We start from the raw sequence: 18719 nt of genomic DNA, 5'->3' as shown, positions 1-18719 counted from the left end.
AAGACACCTTAACATTTAGATGCAAGCTGTTAACAGCCTGTCTATACTGTCGAATCGAGCTACTGATTTACTAAAAAAGTTTAACATTATCAGGAGAGCATTATGGCTGTTACTAATGTCGCTGAACTTAACGCACTTGTAGAGCGCGTAAAAAAAGCCCAGCGTGAATATGCCAGTTTCACTCAAGAACAAGTTGATAAGATCTTCCGTGCCGCCGCTTTGGCCGCCGCAGATGCTCGAATCCCTCTCGCAAAAATGGCCGTTGCCGAATCCGGCATGGGTATTGTCGAAGACAAGGTCATCAAAAACCACTTCGCTTCCGAATACATCTATAACGCATATAAAGATGAAAAGACCTGCGGTGTTCTCTCTGAAGACGACACTTTCGGGACTATCACCATCGCCGAACCTATCGGTATTATCTGCGGTATCGTTCCGACGACTAACCCGACTTCCACAGCAATCTTTAAATCACTGATCAGCCTGAAGACGCGTAACGCGATCATCTTCTCTCCACACCCGCGTGCTAAAGATGCCACCAACAAAGCGGCAGATATCGTTCTGCAGGCTGCAATTGCTGCTGGCGCACCGAAGGATCTGATTGGTTGGATTGACCAGCCTTCCGTTGAGCTGTCTAACGCGCTGATGCATCACCCTGACATTAACCTGATCCTCGCGACCGGTGGTCCAGGTATGGTTAAAGCGGCCTATAGCTCCGGTAAACCGGCTATCGGCGTAGGTGCGGGTAACACCCCGGTTGTTATCGACGAAACCGCAGACGTTAAACGTGCTGTAGCATCTGTACTGATGTCTAAAACCTTCGATAACGGCGTTATCTGTGCGTCTGAGCAGTCTGTCGTGGTTGTTGATTCTGTCTATGACGCTGTTCGCGAACGTTTCGCCAGCCACGGCGGCTACCTGCTGCAGGGCAAAGAGCTGAAAGCCGTTCAGGACATCATCCTGAAAAATGGCGCGCTGAACGCAGCAATCGTTGGTCAGCCGGCATACAAAATTGCTGAACTGGCAGGCTTCACCGTTCCGACCACCACCAAGATTCTGATTGGTGAAGTGACCGACGTTGATGAAAGCGAGCCGTTTGCTCACGAAAAACTGTCTCCGACGCTGGCAATGTACCGTGCGAAGAACTTCGAAGACGCTGTAGATAAAGCTGAAAAACTGGTTGCGATGGGCGGTATCGGTCATACCTCTTGCCTGTACACCGACCAGGACAACCAGCCGGCTCGCGTTGCGTACTTCGGCCAGATGATGAAAACTGCACGTATCCTGATTAACACCCCGGCTTCTCAGGGTGGTATCGGTGACCTGTACAACTTTAAACTCGCGCCTTCCCTGACTCTGGGTTGTGGTTCCTGGGGTGGTAACTCCATCTCTGAAAACGTTGGTCCTAAGCACCTGATCAACAAGAAAACCGTTGCTAAGCGAGCTGAAAACATGTTGTGGCATAAACTTCCGAAATCTATCTACTTCCGTCGTGGCTCACTGCCAATCGCACTGGATGAAGTGATTACTGATGGTCACAAACGCGCGCTGATTGTGACTGACCGCTTCCTGTTCAACAACGGTTATGCCGACCAGATCACCTCCGTGCTGAAAGCATCCGGTGTTGAAACTGAAGTCTTCTTTGAAGTTGAAGCTGACCCGACTCTGAGCGTAGTACGTAAAGGTGCGGATCTGGCTAACTCCTTCAAGCCGGACGTTATCATCGCTCTCGGCGGTGGTTCCCCGATGGATGCCGCGAAAATCATGTGGGTGATGTACGAACATCCGGAAACCCACTTCGAAGACCTGGCGCTGCGCTTTATGGACATCCGTAAACGTATCTACAAGTTCCCGAAAATGGGCGTGAAAGCGAAAATGATCGCCGTCACCACCACTTCCGGTACCGGTTCTGAAGTTACACCGTTCGCCGTTGTAACCGACGATGCAACCGGTCAGAAATATCCGCTGGCTGACTATGCACTGACTCCGGATGTGGCGATTGTTGATGCTAACCTCGTCATGGATATGCCGAAGTCCCTGTGTGCTTTCGGTGGTCTGGATGCGGTCACTCACGCCCTGGAAGCCTACGTTTCCGTACTGGCATCTGAGTTCTCCGACGGCCAGGCTCTGCAAGCTCTGAAACTGCTGAAAGAGTACCTGCCAGCGTCCTACCACGAAGGTTCTAAGAACCCGGTAGCACGTGAGAAAGTACACAGTGCAGCGACTATCGCCGGTATCGCGTTTGCTAACGCCTTCCTGGGTGTATGTCACTCCATGGCGCACAAACTGGGTTCTCAGTTCCACATTCCGCACGGCCTGGCTAACGCCCTGCTGATCAGTAACGTTATCCGTTACAACGCGAATGACAACCCAACCAAGCAGACTGCATTCAGCCAGTACGACCGTCCGCAGGCTCGTCGTCGTTACGCTGAAATCGCAGACCACCTGGGTCTGAGCGCACCGGGCGACCGTACCGCAGCGAAAATCGAAAAACTGCTGGCATGGCTGGAAAGCATCAAGGCTGAACTGGGTATTCCTAAGTCTATCCGTGAAGCTGGCGTGCAGGAAGCTGACTTCCTGGCCCACGTTGACAAGCTGTCTGAAGATGCATTCGATGACCAGTGCACCGGCGCTAACCCGCGCTACCCACTGATTTCCGAGCTGAAACAGATTCTGCTGGATACCTTCTACGGTAACGAGTTCAGCGAAGGTGAAACTGCCGCGAAGAAAGAAACCGCAGCAGCACCGAAAGCCGATAAAAAAGCGAAAAAATCCGCTTAATCGACTCCGGTAACGTGATTAAAAGCCTCATCTTCGGATGGGGCTTTTTTTTGCTTCATCGCAGGGTACGGCTAAGTTTCATTTGGGGGCAGAACAGGCGCCATCTTACTGCCAGGGTTTGTATATGGCTCCGCTGACGGCACCTGCTTTCAGCACCGCTAAGCGGGCTATTTCATCAGTTATTTAACCAAAGCGCCTGCCGGGCCATTACTGTCGCCGGGAAAGTGTTTTACCGCAAGGGCACGGCAAAATAGTCATGGTCTGACGGTGTGCAACGAATGCCCCATACCATCCCAACACCACTGAGAAGAGTAAAATACGCCTGGCCTGCCAGCTGTATCTGTTGCACTAAAGCGCAAGATATCCTTTTATGTTTTCCCGCCGCAGCAGCGGGCGGAAATGACATCAGCGATGCAGGGAGAGGCGGCTGCCGGGTAATAAAGGAAAGCCGTAAGGTTACTCAGCAGGCGCCGTATATGCGCCTGAGAGAGCGTTGAGCTGAGAACTCAGCAAGGACGGTGTTTACTCTGCACAAGCGTTAAAGAGCCTTCGCTTAACGCTTCTTTATAATGCTTACGGCAAACGGAAACATAGCGCTCATTCCCGCCAATCACGACCTGCTCGCCTTCATTGTAAGGCCGCCCTTCCTGATCGAGACGCAGTACCATGCTCGCTTTACGCCCACAGAAACAGATCGTTTTTAATTCAACAAGCTTATCGGACCAGGCTAATAAATACTGGCTGCCAATAAACAACTCGCCGCGAAAATCTGTACGCAAACCGTAACACAATACCGGAATATCCAGCTGGTCGACGATTTCGGACAATTCATGTACCTGCTCGCGAGTCAGAAACTGGCTTTCATCGACCAGGACACAATGAACAGGCTGCTGCGCATGCTCAGTCGCAATATCGCGAAAGAGTGATGTCTGCGGGTTAAACAGCCTGGCAGGCGATGAGAGACCAATTCTTGAACTGACCTTGCCGGAACCAAAGCGGTCATCAATTTCAGCGGTATAAACCAGAGCACGCATGCCGCGTTCCTGATAATTGTATGATGACTGCAACAAGGCGGTCGACTTACCTGCATTCATTGCAGAATAGTAGAAATAAAGTTGAGCCATCGGCTGCATAACCCCAATCAGTGTGTTTTATCGCGGCAAAATTGTAGCATATTTTCTACGACTATCCGCCCTTTCAACATGGGTATAGCGGTGAATGTGAGCCTGCCGACACGTTGATAGATTAAGATTCTTAATTGAATACGAATGTCTGCAATTTGTGCAGGTAACACCGTTGCGCAACCTACGGCGATTGTCCTTTTGTGCGAATCGGCGCATTCCCCGGCTCGCTATAACGTTTTTTGCTCACGGCTTTATATTAACGCTTGCCACAACTAATACGCTAATACTCAAGGGGGATATTTATCCCTTCGAAGTATAACTTTACTCCCGATACACAGAGAAAAGCATACTATCTCAGGGTTTTAGCTTAGGATTCAGGTTAGGCTATAAGCGAAAAAGATGTGAAGTCGCACGAAAAATTTAACTTAAATTAATTAATTGCCGCGAGAAATAACAAGTAATTTTGAATTCCTTACATTCTACCCTATTGCACATCTGATTATATCGCTCTATTATTACTCCAACAAACCACCCCACAATATAAGTTTGAGATTACTACAATGAGCGAAGCACTTAAAATTTTGAACAACATCCGTACTCTTCGTGCGCAGGCAAGAGAATGCACCCTTGAAACGCTAGAAGAAATGCTGGAAAAATTAGAAGTTGTCGTTAACGAACGTCGCGAAGAAGAAAGCGCTGCTGCTGCAGAAATTGAAGAGCGTACTCGTAAACTGCAACAATACCGTGAAATGCTGATTGCTGATGGTATTGATCCGAATGAACTGCTGAGCACCATGGCTGCAGTTAAAGCGGGCACCAAAGCTAAGCGCGCTGCACGTCCGGCTAAATACAGCTACGTTGATGAAAACGGCGAAACCAAAACCTGGACCGGTCAAGGTCGTACTCCAGCCGTGATCAAAAAAGCCATGGACGAGCAGGGTAAAACCCTGGACGATTTCCTGCTTTAATCGAAAGTTGTATTTGAAAAATCCCGCTTCGGCGGGATTTTTTTTATCTGTGGTTTAGCGATATAAAAAAACCGGGAAACGAAATTCGCCCCCGGTTATCATTCAGCTGAAAACGATTACTTAGTTACTGCTTTTTCCAGCCAGGCTTTAAAATCTGCGCCCAGAGATTTGTGGCGCACGCCATATTCTACAAAAGCCTGCATATAACCCAGTTTATTACCGCAGTCGTGGCTCTTGCCTTTCATGTGATAGGCTTCAACCGTCTCTTTTTCGATCAGCATGTCAATAGCATCGGTCAGCTGGATCTCATCCCCGGCTCCCGGAGGCGTTTTCGCCAGCAGCGGCCAAATGTCCGCGCTCAGCACATAGCGGCCAACGACAGCAAGGTTAGACGGCGCGACATCGGCTTTCGGCTTCTCAACCACGCCTACCATCGGTACGCTTTCGCCCGGCTGCAGAGACTCACCTTTGCAATCCACAACGCCATAAGCCGTTACATCAGCAACGGGCTCAACCATAATCTGGCTGGATCCTGTTTCATCAAAACGAGAAATCATTTCTGCCAGGTTATCACGGGAAAGATCGGACTCGAATTCATCCAGAATAACGTCTGGCAGAATAACCGCGACCGGCTCATCACCCACCACCGGGTGCGCACAAAGAACGGCATGGCCGAGGCCTTTAGCCAGACCCTGACGAACCTGCATAATGGTGACGTGTGGCGGGCAAATAGACTGAACTTCTTCCAGAAGCTGACGTTTAACACGTTTTTCCAGCATAGCTTCCAGTTCAAAACTGGTATCGAAATGGTTTTCGATAGAATTTTTAGACGAATGGGTTACCAGAACAATTTCAGTAATTCCGGCCGCAATGCATTCGTTAACAACGTACTGAATTAAAGGCTTATCTACCAGTGGCAGCATTTCTTTCGGAATAGCCTTGGTGGCGGGTAGCATCCTGGTACCTAATCCCGCAACCGGGATAACAGCTTTTCTTACTTTAGAATTAAGGGCAGCCATTGAAATCTCCTGGACTGTTCGTTTTTTAAACTTTTCGTTAATAATAACGCGTCGAGTATATCAGTCCACTCAGGCAAACCTGGTCTGAAAAGGTTCGGATTCCCTCGAATTAGGACTTTTACTAATAAAACTCAATGATAGTACCACCGCAAAAGATTGCCCGGTAATCCTACCAGCTTAAAAAAACAGGTAACTGTTCATTCCGCAGACAACATCAGTCGCAAACGGCCCCCGGCCCCCCAAATTTGGCACTGCCATGATGTACAGCGCTGGCTAATTTGGTTGAGATAGGTGTTGCCCAACGTCCCTAACGGAACCCCATTGCTGATCTGAATTTGATGTTCTCCGGTATTGAGCGTGCCGTTCAGGCCTGCGGATACCAATATCAAATTTTTAAGACCGCTATGGTAATAACCTACCAGTAATGGAAATTGCCCAGGTAAATTAGCCTGACGAAGTAATTGGTTTACCTGTCTTAACAGGTTTCCCATTTCCGGCAGGCGCTGCCCCTGATGGGCGAGTTGTTCCTGAAGCAATCCATTAAACAACGCCCGCAGCAACAATGCCGCAAGTACGCCATTATCCCCTGCTCGTGTGACATCCAGACAATAGAATGCCAAATCATTTTCTGATAACGGTGCGATATCAAGCACCAGGCCGGGTTTATCCGCCGACACGAGCTGACGATAGTGAATACGGCACTTTGATATTTCCTGCTGTACCGGAGGCTGGAGCTCCTGCAAAAGTCTTGAAGCCGCGGAGGGATCGCTCACCAGCGCATCCCAGTCCTCAAACAAACGCTCCTCTTCTTCAACCCGCGAGTTGAACATGTTGGGATACAGACAGGCATACACCGTCTCACGCAGACGGTTGAAGTCTTTTACCGGTTTTAACAGCACATCCTGAACGCCAAGGCGTAACGCTTTGGCGATATCCGCCATATTTTCCGTTGCCGAAATCATCAGAATCGGCAGCTGTTCGCCCCGGTTGCGCAGGTTTTCCACCAGTTCGAGGCCATTCATTCGCGGCATAGAAATGTCGCAGATCATCAGGTCGGGTTTTGACTCGGCCATTTTCTGGAGTGCCTCCACGCCATCCTCAGCCTGCGCTGTTGTCGCGCCCAGTGAGGTTAGCCAGGAGTGCAAGAGTGAGCGGAAAACGGCTTCGTCTTCAACTATCAGAATCAGTTTTCCCGCCAATGGCTGCGTCATGATCTCTCCTCTGGCTGACGATAGTTAAATAGTGGCATGCAATTCACACTATCGCCTGTCAGAATTTACTTAAGTCTTAGTTGAATGGCATCACACCGCGGTGCGCACCAAGGGTAGTAGTTCATCCATTTTCTTTTCAACCGCCTGATGCCCGGCAGCAATTGCCTCACCGGCTCGATGAAAATCAAGAGTGGATATTTGTGGGCAAAATGGTTGCAGCAGAATATCGGGCGGATCTCCCGCCATGCGGTTTCGTTTCAGGCGATTTTCCAGCACCTGAATAGAGGTAGACATAATTTCCATTGCCGTTGGCGTCGCCGCACGACGGGAAGTCATGCCGCTAAGGCGCGCGCGAATTCGGGCGTGCCAGGAAAAATCTTTTTCTTCTTCAGGCTGCGGCTTCTCGATTGACCATAAATCCTGCTGCATCAGATGCGCGTCGTGCTGCAGGTCTACGGCGATCACGATATCCGCACCCAGCGCCCGCGCCAGAGAAACCGGTACGGGGTTCACCACCGCGCCATCAACCAGCCAGTAGCCATTATGCATAACGGGAGACATCAGGCCCGGCATACTACAGGAGGCGCGCACGGCCTGGTGCAGGTCGCCCTCGGTAAACCACAGCTCACGGCCGGTACTTAAGTTGGTCGCCACCGCCGCAAAGCGACGGTCGCAGCGTTCGATATCAGAGACAGGCAGTACTTGCCGAAACTGGTTGAATACGCGTTCACCGCGCAGTAAACCTCCGCGACGCCAGGAGAGATCCATCAACCGCAGCACGTCCCAGTTGCTAAAAGAGGAGACCCATTTTTCAAGAACCGGGAGTCGATTGCAGGCAAAAGCTGCGCCCACCAGCGCCCCAATGGAACATCCTGCCACGATATCAATTTCAATACCCGCGCGCTGGAGCGCTTTAATCACACCGATGTGCGACCACCCACGGGCTGCTCCCGCCCCTAACGCCAGACCAATCTTAAGCTTTCTCATTATTACCGATATACTTCCTTCCACTCTGAGCATGGCATCATTGCCACAGCTCAGTTAACATAAAACACTTTGGCGCCGATGCGCCGTGATTCTTTTCCATGGAGGCCAATTTGTCGCCATTATGCCCGTGTGGCAGCGCTCTGGAGTATAGCTCATGTTGTCAGCGATATCTGACCGGCTCGCTGCTCGCGCCAGATCCATCACAGCTGATGCGATCCCGCTTCAGCGCGTTTGTCATGAAGGATGCCGATTATCTGATCAACACCTGGCACCCCTCTTGTCAGCCGCAGCAGTTCCGTGCCGATCTGGAAAAGGGCTTCGCCAAAACGCAATGGCAAGGCTTAACCGTATTTGCTGCTGATGCTGGCCGTCACCCTGATGAGGGTTTTGTCAGTTTCATCGCGCGATATCACGACGATAACCGCCCCGGCGCCATTATTGAACGTTCCAGATTCTTAAAAGAAAATGGACGGTGGTACTATATCGACGGCACTCGGCCGCTGATTGGCCGTAACGACCCCTGCCCTTGTGGTTCAGGTAAAAAATTTAAAAAATGCTGCGGCCAGTAAAACTGGCGCCAGCAATAGCAAACACTACAGGATTTTCCTCGCGATGCATTCATTACAACGTAAAGTACTACGCACCATTTGCCCTGACCAGAAAGGACTCATCGCGCGTATCACGAATATTTGTTACAAGCACGAGCTGAATATCGTGCAGAACAACGAGTTTGTCGATCACCGTACCGGCCGCTTCTTTATGCGTACCGAGCTGGAAGGTATTTTTAATGATGCCATTTTGCTCGCTGACCTCGATAGCGCACTGCCGGAAGGGTCTATTCGCGAACTGACGCCGGCAGGCCGTCGTCGCGTGGTGATTCTGGTCACCAAAGAGGCGCACTGCCTTGGCGATTTACTGATGAAAGCCAACTACGGCGGCCTGGATGTCGATATTGCAGCCGTCATCGGCAACCATGAAACGCTGCGCTCGCTGGTTGAACGTTTTGATATTCCGTTCCAGCTGGTCAGTCACGAAGGGTTAACGCGTGAAGAGCACGATAAGCAGATGGGCAATGCCATTGAATCCTACGCGCCGGACTACGTAGTGCTGGCGAAATATATGCGCGTGCTGACGCCGGAATTCGTTTCCCGCTTCCCGAATCAGATTATCAATATTCATCACTCCTTCCTGCCGGCCTTTATTGGCGCCCGTCCCTATCATCAGGCCTACGAACGCGGCGTGAAGATTATCGGTGCCACCGCCCATTACGTTAATGACAACCTGGATGAAGGCCCGATCATTATGCAAGATGTCATTCATGTCGATCACACCTATACGGCTGAAGATATGATGCGCGCGGGCCGTGATGTTGAGAAGAATGTGCTAAGCCGTGCGCTGTATCAGGTTCTGGCCCAGCGCGTGTTTGTTTACGGTAACCGAACGATTATTCTTTAATCGATAATGAAATGAACTGGTTAGCTTTGCAGCTTTACGCGTAAAATTCAGACAACCGGTTTATTTTTATCAACGGAAAGCTTTACAGGGGCGCGTCATTTGATATGATGCGCCCCGCTTCCCCAGAAGGAAGCAGGCCAGTATTAAGCATTACCCCGTGGTGGGGTTCCCGAGCGGCCAAAGGGAGCAGACTGTAAATCTGCCGTCATCGACTTCGAAGGTTCGAATCCTTCCCCCACCACCATTCATTCCGCTGAATGTTGTTATCTAAGATACCCCTGGCGGGGTTCCCGAGCGGCCAAAGGGAGCAGACTGTAAATCTGCCGTCATCGACTTCGAAGGTTCGAATCCTTCCCCCGCCACCATCACTTCCCTGTCGTACTTCTGCTAAATCAAACGCTGAAAACTCTTTATTCTGCCCATACTGGGAAGGATGAGAAGCTTCGACAAAGGTTCGATTCGAGCGTAGCGAGAAAACGTTGCCGCAGGCAACGACCCGAAGGGCGAAGCGCACCGCGCTGAGTCATCCTTCCCCCGCCACCATCACTTCCCTGTCGTACTTCTGCCAAATCCAACGCTGAAAATTCTTTATTCTGCCCATACGGGGAAGGATGAGAAGCTTCGACAAAGGTTCGATTCGAGCGTAGCGAGAAAACGTTGCCGCAGGCAACGACCCGAAGGGCGAAGCGCACCGCGCTGAGTCATCCTTCCCCCGCCACCATCACTTCCCTGTCGTACTTCTGCCAAATCCAACGCTGAAAATTCTTTATTCTGCCCATACGGGGAAGGATGAGAAGCTTCGACAAAGGTTCGATTCGAGCGTAGCGAGAAAACGTTGCCGCAGGCAACGACCCGAAGGGCGAAGCGCACCGCGCTGAGTCATCCTTCCCCCGCCACCATCACTTCCCTGTCGTACTTCTGCCAAATCCAACGCTGAAAATTCTCTATTCTGCCCATACAGGGATACAGATGAAGCTCGGGTCACGCTACAGCGGCGGTAAGCGCCTTTTTACCGGGGAACTTTTCACTATCGACGTATTACACTGGGCGTGCTCTGCCAGACCATCCAGCAGGGTATCAAGGTGCGCAATATCCCGCACCACCAGCCGCATCACGAAGCAATCTTCGCCCGTGACCTTGTCACTTTCGATGCATTCCGGCATCGCCTGAATATATTTATCAACCTTCTGTAGCAGTCCCGGCAAAGGTCTGACGCGAACCAGCGCCTGCAGGGTATATCCCAACGCCGCCAGATTGACCCGGGCGCCATATCCCTGTATCACCCCGCGTTCTTCCAGGCGCTTCACCCGCTCAGCGGTACTGGGTGACGTCAGCCCCACCCGCGCGCTTAATACCTTGAGCGACATACGCGCATCCTCTGCCAGACAGGCCAGAATCGCGCGGTCGATATTATCAATTAAGTGTTCCATCGGTTTTACCTGATAAATAAAAGTAGTTCTCATTTTTTACCTTAAAACATGCATATCAACCTGTCATCTGATTAACGACAATAATCGCCATGACAACGGAGGTAGAAAAATGACACACACACTAACGGGCGTCTGGCAAATGAGCCTGGCGATGATAATTTCAGGTTCGATCGGCGCATTCGTTTTACTGTCCGGATTGCCGATAATCGATGTTGTCTTCTGGCGCTGTCTGATTGGCGCCCTGACCTTGTTCGGCTTTATCTACCTCAGCCGGCAGCCGTTCAGCCAGCTCACACGGCTAACGCTGCTGCTGGCGATCCTCGGGGGCGTCGCGCTGGTCATTAACTGGCTGCTGCTTTTCGCCGCTTACGCCCGGATTTCAATTGGCATGGCTACCGTGGTGTATAACACCCAGCCGTTTATGCTGGTCTTGATGGGGATGCTGGCCGGTGAACGGGTTACGCTCATTAAATGGGGCTGGCTGACATTGGCCTTTTTCGGTGTGGTGGTCCTGCTGTCCAGCGAACTGATGCAACCGCACGGCGGCCAGCTGGCTACAGGCATTGCCCTGGCCCTTAGCGCCGCCTTTTTCTACGCTTTAACGGCGATAATCACCCGTAAGCTGCGCCCGCTTCCGCCTCAGCATATTGCCTTTATTCAGGTCATCGTCGGGACAATTATGCTGCTGCCGCTGGTTCATACCCCGGATTTTACCGCCGGGTTCCCCTGGCGGTACCTGCTGATTCTGGGCATCGTGCACACCGGCATCATGTACCAACTGCTCTACAGCGCCATTCAGAAACTGCCGACGCCCATAACCGGGTCACTCTCCTTTATCTATCCGATTGTGGCGATCGTTGTCGATTATCTGGTCTTTGGCCATGCGCTGACGCCGGTGCAGTTGGCCGGAGGCGTGCTGATTCTGTTTGCGGCGGCGGGGAATAATTTAGGCTGGGGTGACGGGCTCTCCCTGGGCCACAAAAAACCCCGTCAGAGCGGGGTATGATTCGACCGAAACAGGACTATCAGCGACGCGCGCGGACTATCTGATATCTGCGCGTCAGGTATTCCACCGGCACGCTCCAGATATGCACGAGGCGGGAGAACGGGAACAGCAGGAACAGCGTCATCCCCAGCACCAGGTGGATACGGAAGATAAAGGCAACGCCGTCCAGGTGCGCAGACGCCCCGCCGTGGAAAGTCACCACGGACTGCGCCCAGTTCACCAGCTTCATCATTTCGCTACCGTCCATATGCTGGGCAGAGAACGGAATGGTCAGCAGGCCCAGCGCACACTGGGTAACCAGCACGCAGAGCACCAGTATATCCGCACCGGTGGTAGTCGCGCGAACGCGCGGGCTGAACAGGCGACGTTTAAGCAGCAGCACGCCACCTACCAGGCACATCACCCCGGACGCACCGCCGGCAAACATTGCCATCTTCTGCTTCACTTCCAACGGCAGCCACGCTTCATACATCCAGTGCGGCGTCAGCATGCCAAGGAAATGCCCGGCGAAAATACCCAGGATCCCGATATGGAACAGGTTAGACGCCAGGTTCATCCCTTTGCGATCCAGCATCTGGCTGGAGGCGGCACGCCAGGTATACTGGCCGTAATCGTAGCGCAGCCAGCTGCCTATCAGAAAAACCGACCCGGCAATGTACGGATAGATATCGAAGAAGAACATATTCAGGAAGTGCATTATTGCTGTCCTCCGTTAGAGATATTCAAATATTGCGGGGCCACGGCTCCGGCAAAACGACGCTGGTGAGCAGCGATTTCTGACTCGCCGCAGCCTTTATCGGCAAAGAATTTCACCTGTTCTTCTTCCCAGACCGCATCCAGCGCCTGCGGCGTATCGTCGCGCGCTTCATCGGCGATGTTCTCCGCGACTTTCGCCTCATCTACCGCACTGTTTGCCAGCTTCAACAGCTGCTCAAACAGAACGGCATAGCGACTTTCACGCTGCTGTAAACGCGCGCATAGCAGCGCCAGAATCGGCGCAATATCCTGCAAACCGGCGATAGCTTCGCTCTCCGGGAGCTGCGCCAGATATTCCAGATACAGCGGCAGGTGATCGGGCAGCTCGCGGCTGTCGAGTACCAGACCGTGCTGCTCATACTGATTCATCAGGTCAACCATCGCCTGCCCACGGTCGCGAGATTCGCCATGAACGTGTTCGAACAGCAGCAGCGACGTTGCGCGACCACGGTCAAACAGTTCGCTATAGGCGGCCTGCGCGTCCAGCAGATCCTGCGCGGTTAAGTCGCGCAGGAAAACGCCCAGGGTCTGGGCATCCTCTTTATCCAGTGTCGCTGATGAGGCCAGAACGTCGAAGAGTTCGCCCTGATGCTGCCATAAGGCCGCATCCGGATACTCCAGCAGACGTGAAACAACCACGAGTTCAATCATGCGTGCGGCTCCGTTTTGCTGGTCACATCTACCGCATCAATGCGGCGGCTGTTGAACAGGTTGAAGGACGAGTCAGAGCCGTGGCAACCGTCACCGAAGCTAAAGCCACACCCGTTTTTCTCCGGGAAGGCTTCGCGGGCCAGTTCGCGATGGCTGCTCGGCACCACGAAACGATCTTCGTAGTTGGCAATCGCCAGATAGCGGTACATTTCCTGCGCCTGCGCTTCGGTCAGCCCGACCTCTTCCAGCGCACGGGTATCGATAACCCCATCGACGGTTTCCGTGCGTTTGAAGTGACGCATCGCCAGCATACGTTTCAGCGCCAATAGCACCGGCTGGGTATCGCCTGCGGTCAGCAGGTTGGCCAGGTACTGGACCGGGATACGCAGACTTTCCACGTCTGGCAGGATACCGTTGCTGCCCAGTTCACCGGCATCGGCTGCGGACTGAATCGGTGACAGCGGTGGAACATACCAGACCATCGGCAGCGTGCGGTATTCCGGGTGCAGCGGCAGCGCCAGCTTCCAGTCCATCGCCATTTTATAGACCGGCGATTTCTGCGCCGCGTCAATCACGCTCAGCGGAATACCGTCTTTCTGGGCCTGTTCAATCACCTTCGGATCGTTCGGGTCGAGGAACACGTCCAGCTGACGCTGATACAGGTCTTTCTCGTTTTCAGTGCTGGCTGCATTTTCAATCGCATCTGCGTCGTACAGCAGCACGCCAAGATAACGAATACGGCCTACGCAGGTTTCCGAGCATACCGTCGGCTGACCGGCTTCGATACGCGGGTAGCAGAAGATGCATTTCTCAGATTTGCCGCTCTTCCAGTTGAAGTAGATCTTCTTGTACGGGCAGCCGGTAATACACATCCGCCAGCCGCGGCACTTATCCTGGTCGATCAGCACGATGCCATCTTCTTCACGCTTGTAGATAGCACCGCTTGGGCAGGTAGCCACACACGCCGGGTTGAGGCAGTGCTCGCACAAACGCGGTAGATACATCATGAAGGTGTTTTCGAACTGGCCGTACATTGCTTTTTGCATGTTCTCGAAGTTTTTGTCTTTCGACAGCTTCTCGAACTCACCACCCAGGTCGTCTTCCCAGTTCGGGCCCTTGGTGATTTTGTCCATGCGCTTACCGGTAATCAGCGAGCGCGGGCGGGCAATCGGCTGCGCCTTGCTGTCTGCTGGCGCGTTGTGCAGCGTCTGGTAATCAAAATCAAACGGCTCGTAGTAATCATCCAGACCCGGTAGATGGGGGTTGGCAAAGATTTTCCCTAGCAGCAGCGCTTTATTACCCATGCGCGGCACCAGCTTACCGTTGATCTTACGGATCCAGCCACCCTTCCATTTTTCCTGATTTTCCCAGTCGGTCGGGAAACCGGTACCCGGCTTAGTTTCAACGTTGTTGAACCACGCGTACTCGGTCCCTTCACGACTGGTCCAGACGTTTTTGCAGGTCACTGAGCAGGTATGACAGCCGATGCATTTATCGAGATTCAGCACCATGCCGACTTGTGAACGAATTTTCATTTTACGCTCTCCTGTACCTGGTCATTGCCTTCGCCATCCAGCCAGTTAATGTTCTTCATCTTACGGACCACCACAAACTCATCGCGGTTAGAACCTACGGTGCCATAGTAGTTAAAGCCGTATGCGAGGTGCGCATAGCCGCCGATCATATGAGTCGGTTTCGGCGTAATACGCGTCACCGAGTTATGGATACCGCCGCGCTGTCCGGTGATCTCAGAACCCGGCAGGTTCACGATACGTTCCTGCGCGTGGTACATCATGGTCATCCCGGCCGGTACACGCTGGCTCACGACCGCACGAGCGGTCAGGGCGCCGTTGTTGTTGAAGACTTCAATCCAGTCGTTATCTTCAATTCCGATCTCTTTGGCATCTTCTTCACTCATCCACACGACCGGCCCGCCGCGACCCAGGGTCAGCATCAGCAGGTTGTCGCTGTAGGTCGAGTGAATGCCCCATTTCTGGTGCGGCGTCAGGAAGTTCAGCGCCTTCTCCGGGTTACCGTTGGACTTCTCGCCCATCACCGATTTCACCGAGCGGGTGTCGATCGGCGGACGGTAAACCAGCAGGCTTTCACCGAAGTCACGCATCCACTGATGGTCCTGATACAGGGACTGACGACCGGAGAGCGTACGCCACGGGATCAGCTCATGAACGTTGGTATAACCGGCGTTATAGGAAACGTGCTCATCTTCAAGGCCAGACCATGTCGGGCTAGAGATAATCTTGCGCGGCTGCGCCTGAATATCACGGAAGCGGATCTTCTCGTCTTCTTTATTGAGCGCCAGATGCGTGTGGTCACGACCGGTAAATTCACTCAGTGCCGCCCAGGCTTTCACCGCCACCTGACCGTTGGTTTCCGGTGCCAGCGTGAGGATCATTTCCGCCGCATCAATGGCCGTATCCAGCATCGGCTGGCCTTTCGCCGGGCCTTCCGCCTTGGTGTAGTTGAGCTTGCGCAGCAGGTCCATTTCGCTCTGGGTGTTCCAGGCAATCCCTTTACCGCCGTTGCCTATTTTCTCCATCAGCGGGCCGATAGAGGTAAAACGTTCATAGGTTGCCGGGTAGTCGCGCTCGACCGGAATAATATGCGGCGCAGTTTTACCTGGAATCAGATCACACTCGCCTTTTTTCCAGTCCTTCACGTCTAACGGCTGCGCCAGTTCGGCTGCGGAGTCGTGCTGAATAGGCAGCGTGACAATATCGGTTTCCTGACCGAGATGGCCCACGCAAACCTCCGAGAAGGCCTTCGCGATACCTTTATAGATATCCCAGTCGCTTTTTGATTCCCAGGCCGGATCGACCGCAGCAGACAGCGGGTGAATAAACGGATGCATATCCGAGGTATTCATGTCGTCTTTTTCGTACCAGGTCGCGGTCGGCAGCACGATGTCGGAATACAGGCAGGTACTCGACAGGCGGAAGTCCAGCGTCACGACCAGATCCAGCTTGCCGTCGAGGCCGTTATCCTGCCATTCCACTTCTTCCGGCTTCACACCCCCCTGCTTGCCCAGATCCAGCCCCTGAATGCCGTGCTCGGTACCCAGCAGGTACTTGAGCATGTATTCGTGGCCTTTACCGGAGGAGCCCAGCAGGTTGGAACGCCAGATGAACAGGTTACGCGGATGGTTTTTACCGTTTTCCGGCTGCTCTGCGGCGAAACGAATCGACCCCTCTTTCAGGGATTTAACGGTGTAATCCACCGGGTTCATTCCGGCTTTTTTCGCCGCATCAGCAATGCGCAGCGGGTTGGTGCCGAGCTGCGGCGCAGATGGCAGCCAGCCCATACGCTCGGCGCGAACGTTAAAGTCCAGCATGTGACCGCTGTAGCGCGACTTGTCCGCCAGCGGCGACAGCAGCTCCTGCGCGGTGACGGTTTCATAACGCCACTGGCTGGAGTGATTGTAGAAATAAGAGGTGCTGTTCATGTGGCGAGCCGGGCGCTGCCAGTCAAGTGCAAACGCCAGCGGCTGCCAGCCGGTCTGAGGACGCAGCTTTTCCTGGCCCACGTAGTGTGCCCAGCCGCCGCCGCTCTGACCTACACAGCCGCAGAAGACCAGCATGTTAATCAGGCCGCGATAGTTCATATCGAGGTGGTACCAGTGGTTCAGACCAGCACCGACAATAATCATCGAACGACCGTGGGTCTTATCGGCGTTATCGGCAAATTCACGCGCGGTACGAATGATATGCGCGCGGGATACGCCGGTGATTTTTTCAGCCCAGGCTGGGGTGTAGGCTTTGATGTCTTCGTAGCTGGTCGCACAGTTTTCATCATTCAGGCCGCGTTCCAGACCGTAGTTAGCCATGGTCAGGTCGTACACGGTGGTCACCAGCGCAGTGGTGCCGTCGGCAAGTTGCAGACGTTTCACCGGCAGTTTGTGCAGCAGGATATTTTCCAGTTCGACGCTGGCAAAGTGTTCGGTGCCGTCACCGCCAAAATACGGGAAGCCAACCTCGGCAACATCATCGTGGCTGCCAAGCAGGCTCAGGCGCAGTTCAACCTCTTCACCGGTTGTCCCGTTACGCTGCTCAAGGTTCCATTTCCCTTTCTCGCCCCAGCGGTAACCGATAGAGCCGTTCGGCGCCATCATTTCACCTTTTTCATCAAAGGCGACGGTTTTCCATTCCGGGTGTTCTTCCTGGCCCAGGCCATCCACCAGGTCGGCCGCGCGCAGCATTCGGCCGGCGGCGTAATAGCCTTCGCGCTCTTCCAGCATGACCAGCATCGGCATGTCGGTATAGCGGCGAACGTAGTCGGTGAAATACTGACTCGGCTTGTCGAGATGGAATTCACGCAGCATAACGTGCCCCATCGCCAGCGCCATCGCGGCATCGGTACCCTGCTTCGGCGCCAGCCACAGATCGCACAGCTTGGCGATTTCGGCATAGTCTGGCGTGATGGCCACGGTCTTGGTGCCTTTATAGCGAACTTCCGTAAAGAAGTGCGCATCTGGAGTACGGGTCTGCGGGACGTTGGAGCCCCAGGCAATGATATAGCTGGAGTTATACCAGTCGGCAGATTCAGGCACGTCGGTCTGCTCACCCCAGGTCTGCGGAGAGGCCGGCGGCAGGTCGCAGTACCAGTCATAGAAGCTCAGGCAGGTACCGCCAATCAGAGAGAGATAGCGTGCGCCGGAAGCGTAGGAAACCATCGACATCGCCGGAATGGGCGAGAAGCCTGCCACGCGGTCCGGGCCGTAGGTTTTGACGGTATAAACGTTAGAGGCAGCGATAAGCTCATTCACTTCCTGCCAGGAAGAGCGAACGAACCCGCCGCGCCCGCGCGCTTGTTTGAAACTTTTGGCTTTGTCGGCGTCTTCAATAATGGATGCCCAGGCATCAACCGGATCGCTGTGCAGTTTTTTCGCTTCGCGCCACATTTTCATCAGGCGTTTGCGCATCAGCGGGTATTTCAGACGATTGGCGCTATAGAGATACCAGGAATAGCTCGCGCCGCGCGGGCAGCCGCGTGGTTCGTGGTTTGGCATATCCGGGCGGGTACGCGGGTAGTCCGTCTGCTGGGTTTCCCAGGTGACGAGGCCATTTTTAACATAAATCTTCCAGCTGCATGAGCCGGTGCAGTTTACCCCGTGAGTGGAGCGCACAATTTTGTCATGCTGCCAGCGCTGGCGGTATCCATCCTCCCAGTCCCGGTTGGTTTTTAGAAGCTGGCCATGCCCATCGGCAAAGGTTTCACCCTTCTGTTTGAAGTAGCGAAACCGGTCCAGGAATTTACTCATCGGGTTTCTCCTGTTGGGAGCCTGACGGCTCTCTGATAAATCGACATTGCTGCATT

Annotated in this window: 14 protein-coding genes, 2 tRNA genes and 3 other RNA genes; 10 read left to right on the top strand and 9 right to left on the bottom strand. The window is 53.3% G+C overall.

The genetic code is table 11. The annotated features are described in order from the left end of the window. Positions 1-102: 102 nt before the first annotated feature. Positions 103-2781 carry a bifunctional acetaldehyde-CoA/alcohol dehydrogenase gene (adhE, locus tag ACMYSK_RS04165; RefSeq protein ID WP_434640450.1) on the top strand — a complete coding sequence of 893 codons (2679 nt, stop codon included), beginning with the start codon at positions 103-105 and terminating at the stop codon, positions 2779-2781. Positions 2782-3287: 506 nt separating this feature from the next. On the opposite strand, the gene tdk is transcribed toward adhE, so the two are convergent. Beyond that, positions 3288-3905: a thymidine kinase gene (gene tdk, locus ACMYSK_RS04160; RefSeq protein ID WP_434640448.1), complete on the bottom strand. Its 618-nt coding sequence runs from the start codon at positions 3903-3905 to the stop codon at positions 3288-3290. A 560-nt stretch (positions 3906-4465) separates the two neighbouring features. On the opposite strand from tdk, the gene hns reads away from it, so the two are divergent. Next, a complete protein-coding gene (gene hns / locus ACMYSK_RS04155; RefSeq protein ID WP_004863421.1) occupies positions 4466-4873 on the top strand; it encodes a histone-like nucleoid-structuring protein H-NS in 408 nt (135 codons plus the stop codon). A 116-nt stretch (positions 4874-4989) separates the two neighbouring features. On the opposite strand, the gene galU is transcribed toward hns, so the two are convergent. The 3 genes from galU to rssA form a co-directional block, all read right to left on the bottom strand. Next, entirely contained in the window at positions 4990-5892 is a 903-nt protein-coding gene (gene galU, locus ACMYSK_RS04150; RefSeq protein ID WP_434640447.1) for a UTP--glucose-1-phosphate uridylyltransferase GalU, read from the bottom strand. 197 nt (positions 5893-6089) lie between these two features. Further along, positions 6090-7103 (bottom strand): two-component system response regulator RssB, encoded by a 1014-nt coding sequence (gene rssB, locus ACMYSK_RS04145; RefSeq protein WP_434640446.1) that lies wholly within the window; start codon positions 7101-7103, stop codon positions 6090-6092. A 90-nt stretch (positions 7104-7193) separates the two neighbouring features. Then, entirely contained in the window at positions 7194-8090 is an 897-nt protein-coding gene (rssA, locus tag ACMYSK_RS04140) for a patatin-like phospholipase RssA (protein WP_434640444.1), read from the bottom strand. 110 nt (positions 8091-8200) lie between these two features. Between rssA and ACMYSK_RS04135 the strand changes: the two genes are divergently transcribed. The 7 genes from ACMYSK_RS04135 to ACMYSK_RS04105 all read left to right on the top strand — a co-directional run bounded on the left by ACMYSK_RS04135 (position 8201) and on the right by ACMYSK_RS04105 (position 10444). Then, positions 8201-8659, top strand: a complete 459-nt coding sequence (locus ACMYSK_RS04135) for a YchJ family protein (protein ID WP_434640442.1) — start codon at positions 8201-8203, stop codon at positions 8657-8659. Positions 8660-8702: 43 nt separating this feature from the next. Then, complete coding sequence (purU, locus tag ACMYSK_RS04130) at positions 8703-9545, top strand: formyltetrahydrofolate deformylase (protein ID WP_434640440.1); 843 nt, start codon at positions 8703-8705, stop codon at positions 9543-9545. 159 nt (positions 9546-9704) lie between these two features. Beyond that, positions 9705-9789, top strand: a tRNA-Tyr gene (locus ACMYSK_RS04125). A 36-nt stretch (positions 9790-9825) separates the two neighbouring features. Further along, positions 9826-9910 (top strand) — tRNA-Tyr (locus ACMYSK_RS04120). A 47-nt stretch (positions 9911-9957) separates the two neighbouring features. Next, positions 9958-10088, top strand: a non-coding RNA gene (locus tag ACMYSK_RS04115) — RtT sRNA. A 47-nt stretch (positions 10089-10135) separates the two neighbouring features. Then, positions 10136-10266: non-coding RNA, RtT sRNA (locus ACMYSK_RS04110), on the top strand. Between the two features lie 47 nt (positions 10267-10313). Next, a non-coding RNA gene (locus ACMYSK_RS04105) (RtT sRNA) lies at positions 10314-10444 on the top strand. A gap of 87 nt (positions 10445-10531) precedes the next feature. On the opposite strand, the gene ACMYSK_RS04100 is transcribed toward ACMYSK_RS04105, so the two are convergent. Further along, positions 10532-10975 (bottom strand): Lrp/AsnC family transcriptional regulator, encoded by a 444-nt coding sequence (locus ACMYSK_RS04100; RefSeq protein ID WP_434640438.1) that lies wholly within the window; start codon positions 10973-10975, stop codon positions 10532-10534. Between the two features lie 109 nt (positions 10976-11084). Here ACMYSK_RS04100 and ACMYSK_RS04095 point away from each other — a divergent pair, with 109 nt between their 5' ends. Next, on the top strand, positions 11085-11981 hold the full coding sequence (locus tag ACMYSK_RS04095) for a DMT family transporter (protein ID WP_434640437.1): 897 nt from the start codon (positions 11085-11087) through the stop codon (positions 11979-11981). A 19-nt stretch (positions 11982-12000) separates the two neighbouring features. Here the strand turns inward: ACMYSK_RS04095 and narI are convergent, their stop codons facing one another. From narI to ACMYSK_RS04075, 4 genes are read right to left on the bottom strand one after another with little or no spacing between them, the layout of a single operon-like run. Further along, entirely contained in the window at positions 12001-12678 is a 678-nt protein-coding gene (gene narI / locus ACMYSK_RS04090) for a respiratory nitrate reductase subunit gamma (protein ID WP_434640435.1), read from the bottom strand. Next, complete coding sequence (narJ, locus tag ACMYSK_RS04085) at positions 12678-13388, bottom strand: nitrate reductase molybdenum cofactor assembly chaperone (protein WP_434640433.1); 711 nt, start codon at positions 13386-13388, stop codon at positions 12678-12680. The genes narI and narJ overlap by 1 nt, the downstream gene beginning before the upstream one ends. Beyond that, positions 13385-14923, bottom strand: coding sequence for a nitrate reductase subunit beta (gene narH, locus ACMYSK_RS04080; RefSeq protein WP_434640432.1), 1539 nt, complete (start codon positions 14921-14923; stop codon positions 13385-13387). Before narH ends, narJ begins: the two co-directional genes overlap by 4 nt. Further along, complete coding sequence (locus ACMYSK_RS04075; RefSeq protein ID WP_434640430.1) at positions 14920-18663, bottom strand: nitrate reductase subunit alpha; 3744 nt, start codon at positions 18661-18663, stop codon at positions 14920-14922. The genes narH and ACMYSK_RS04075 overlap by 4 nt, the downstream gene beginning before the upstream one ends. Between the last annotated feature and the right edge of the window lie 56 nt (positions 18664-18719).

This window comes from Klebsiella sp. I138 (genome assembly GCF_051131765.1).
Lineage (GTDB): Bacteria > Pseudomonadota > Gammaproteobacteria > Enterobacterales > Enterobacteriaceae > Klebsiella.
This window is presented reverse-complemented; position numbering and strand designations above follow the sequence as displayed.

What these genes read in the sequence shown, in the direction of transcription:
- narI (WP_434640435.1), bottom strand. Translation starts at nt 12,678, where the DNA reads ATGCACTTCCTGAATATGTTCTTCTTCGATATCTATCCGTACATTGCC.
- tdk (WP_434640448.1), bottom strand. Translation starts at nt 3,905, where the DNA reads ATGGCTCAACTTTATTTCTACTATTCTGCAATGAATGCAGGTAAGTCG.
- narJ (WP_434640433.1), bottom strand. Translation starts at nt 13,388, where the DNA reads ATGATTGAACTCGTGGTTGTTTCACGTCTGCTGGAGTATCCGGATGCG.
- ACMYSK_RS04075 (WP_434640430.1), bottom strand. Translation starts at nt 18,663, where the DNA reads ATGAGTAAATTCCTGGACCGGTTTCGCTACTTCAAACAGAAGGGTGAA.
- rssA (WP_434640444.1), bottom strand. Translation starts at nt 8,090, where the DNA reads ATGAGAAAGCTTAAGATTGGTCTGGCGTTAGGGGCGGGAGCAGCCCGT.
- hns (WP_004863421.1), top strand. Translation starts at nt 4,466, where the DNA reads ATGAGCGAAGCACTTAAAATTTTGAACAACATCCGTACTCTTCGTGCG.
- ACMYSK_RS04095 (WP_434640437.1), top strand. Translation starts at nt 11,085, where the DNA reads ATGACACACACACTAACGGGCGTCTGGCAAATGAGCCTGGCGATGATA.
- ACMYSK_RS04100 (WP_434640438.1), bottom strand. Translation starts at nt 10,975, where the DNA reads ATGGAACACTTAATTGATAATATCGACCGCGCGATTCTGGCCTGTCTG.
- rssB (WP_434640446.1), bottom strand. Translation starts at nt 7,103, where the DNA reads ATGACGCAGCCATTGGCGGGAAAACTGATTCTGATAGTTGAAGACGAA.
- galU (WP_434640447.1), bottom strand. Translation starts at nt 5,892, where the DNA reads ATGGCTGCCCTTAATTCTAAAGTAAGAAAAGCTGTTATCCCGGTTGCG.
- narH (WP_434640432.1), bottom strand. Translation starts at nt 14,923, where the DNA reads ATGAAAATTCGTTCACAAGTCGGCATGGTGCTGAATCTCGATAAATGC.
- purU (WP_434640440.1), top strand. Translation starts at nt 8,703, where the DNA reads ATGCATTCATTACAACGTAAAGTACTACGCACCATTTGCCCTGACCAG.
- adhE (WP_434640450.1), top strand. Translation starts at nt 103, where the DNA reads ATGGCTGTTACTAATGTCGCTGAACTTAACGCACTTGTAGAGCGCGTA.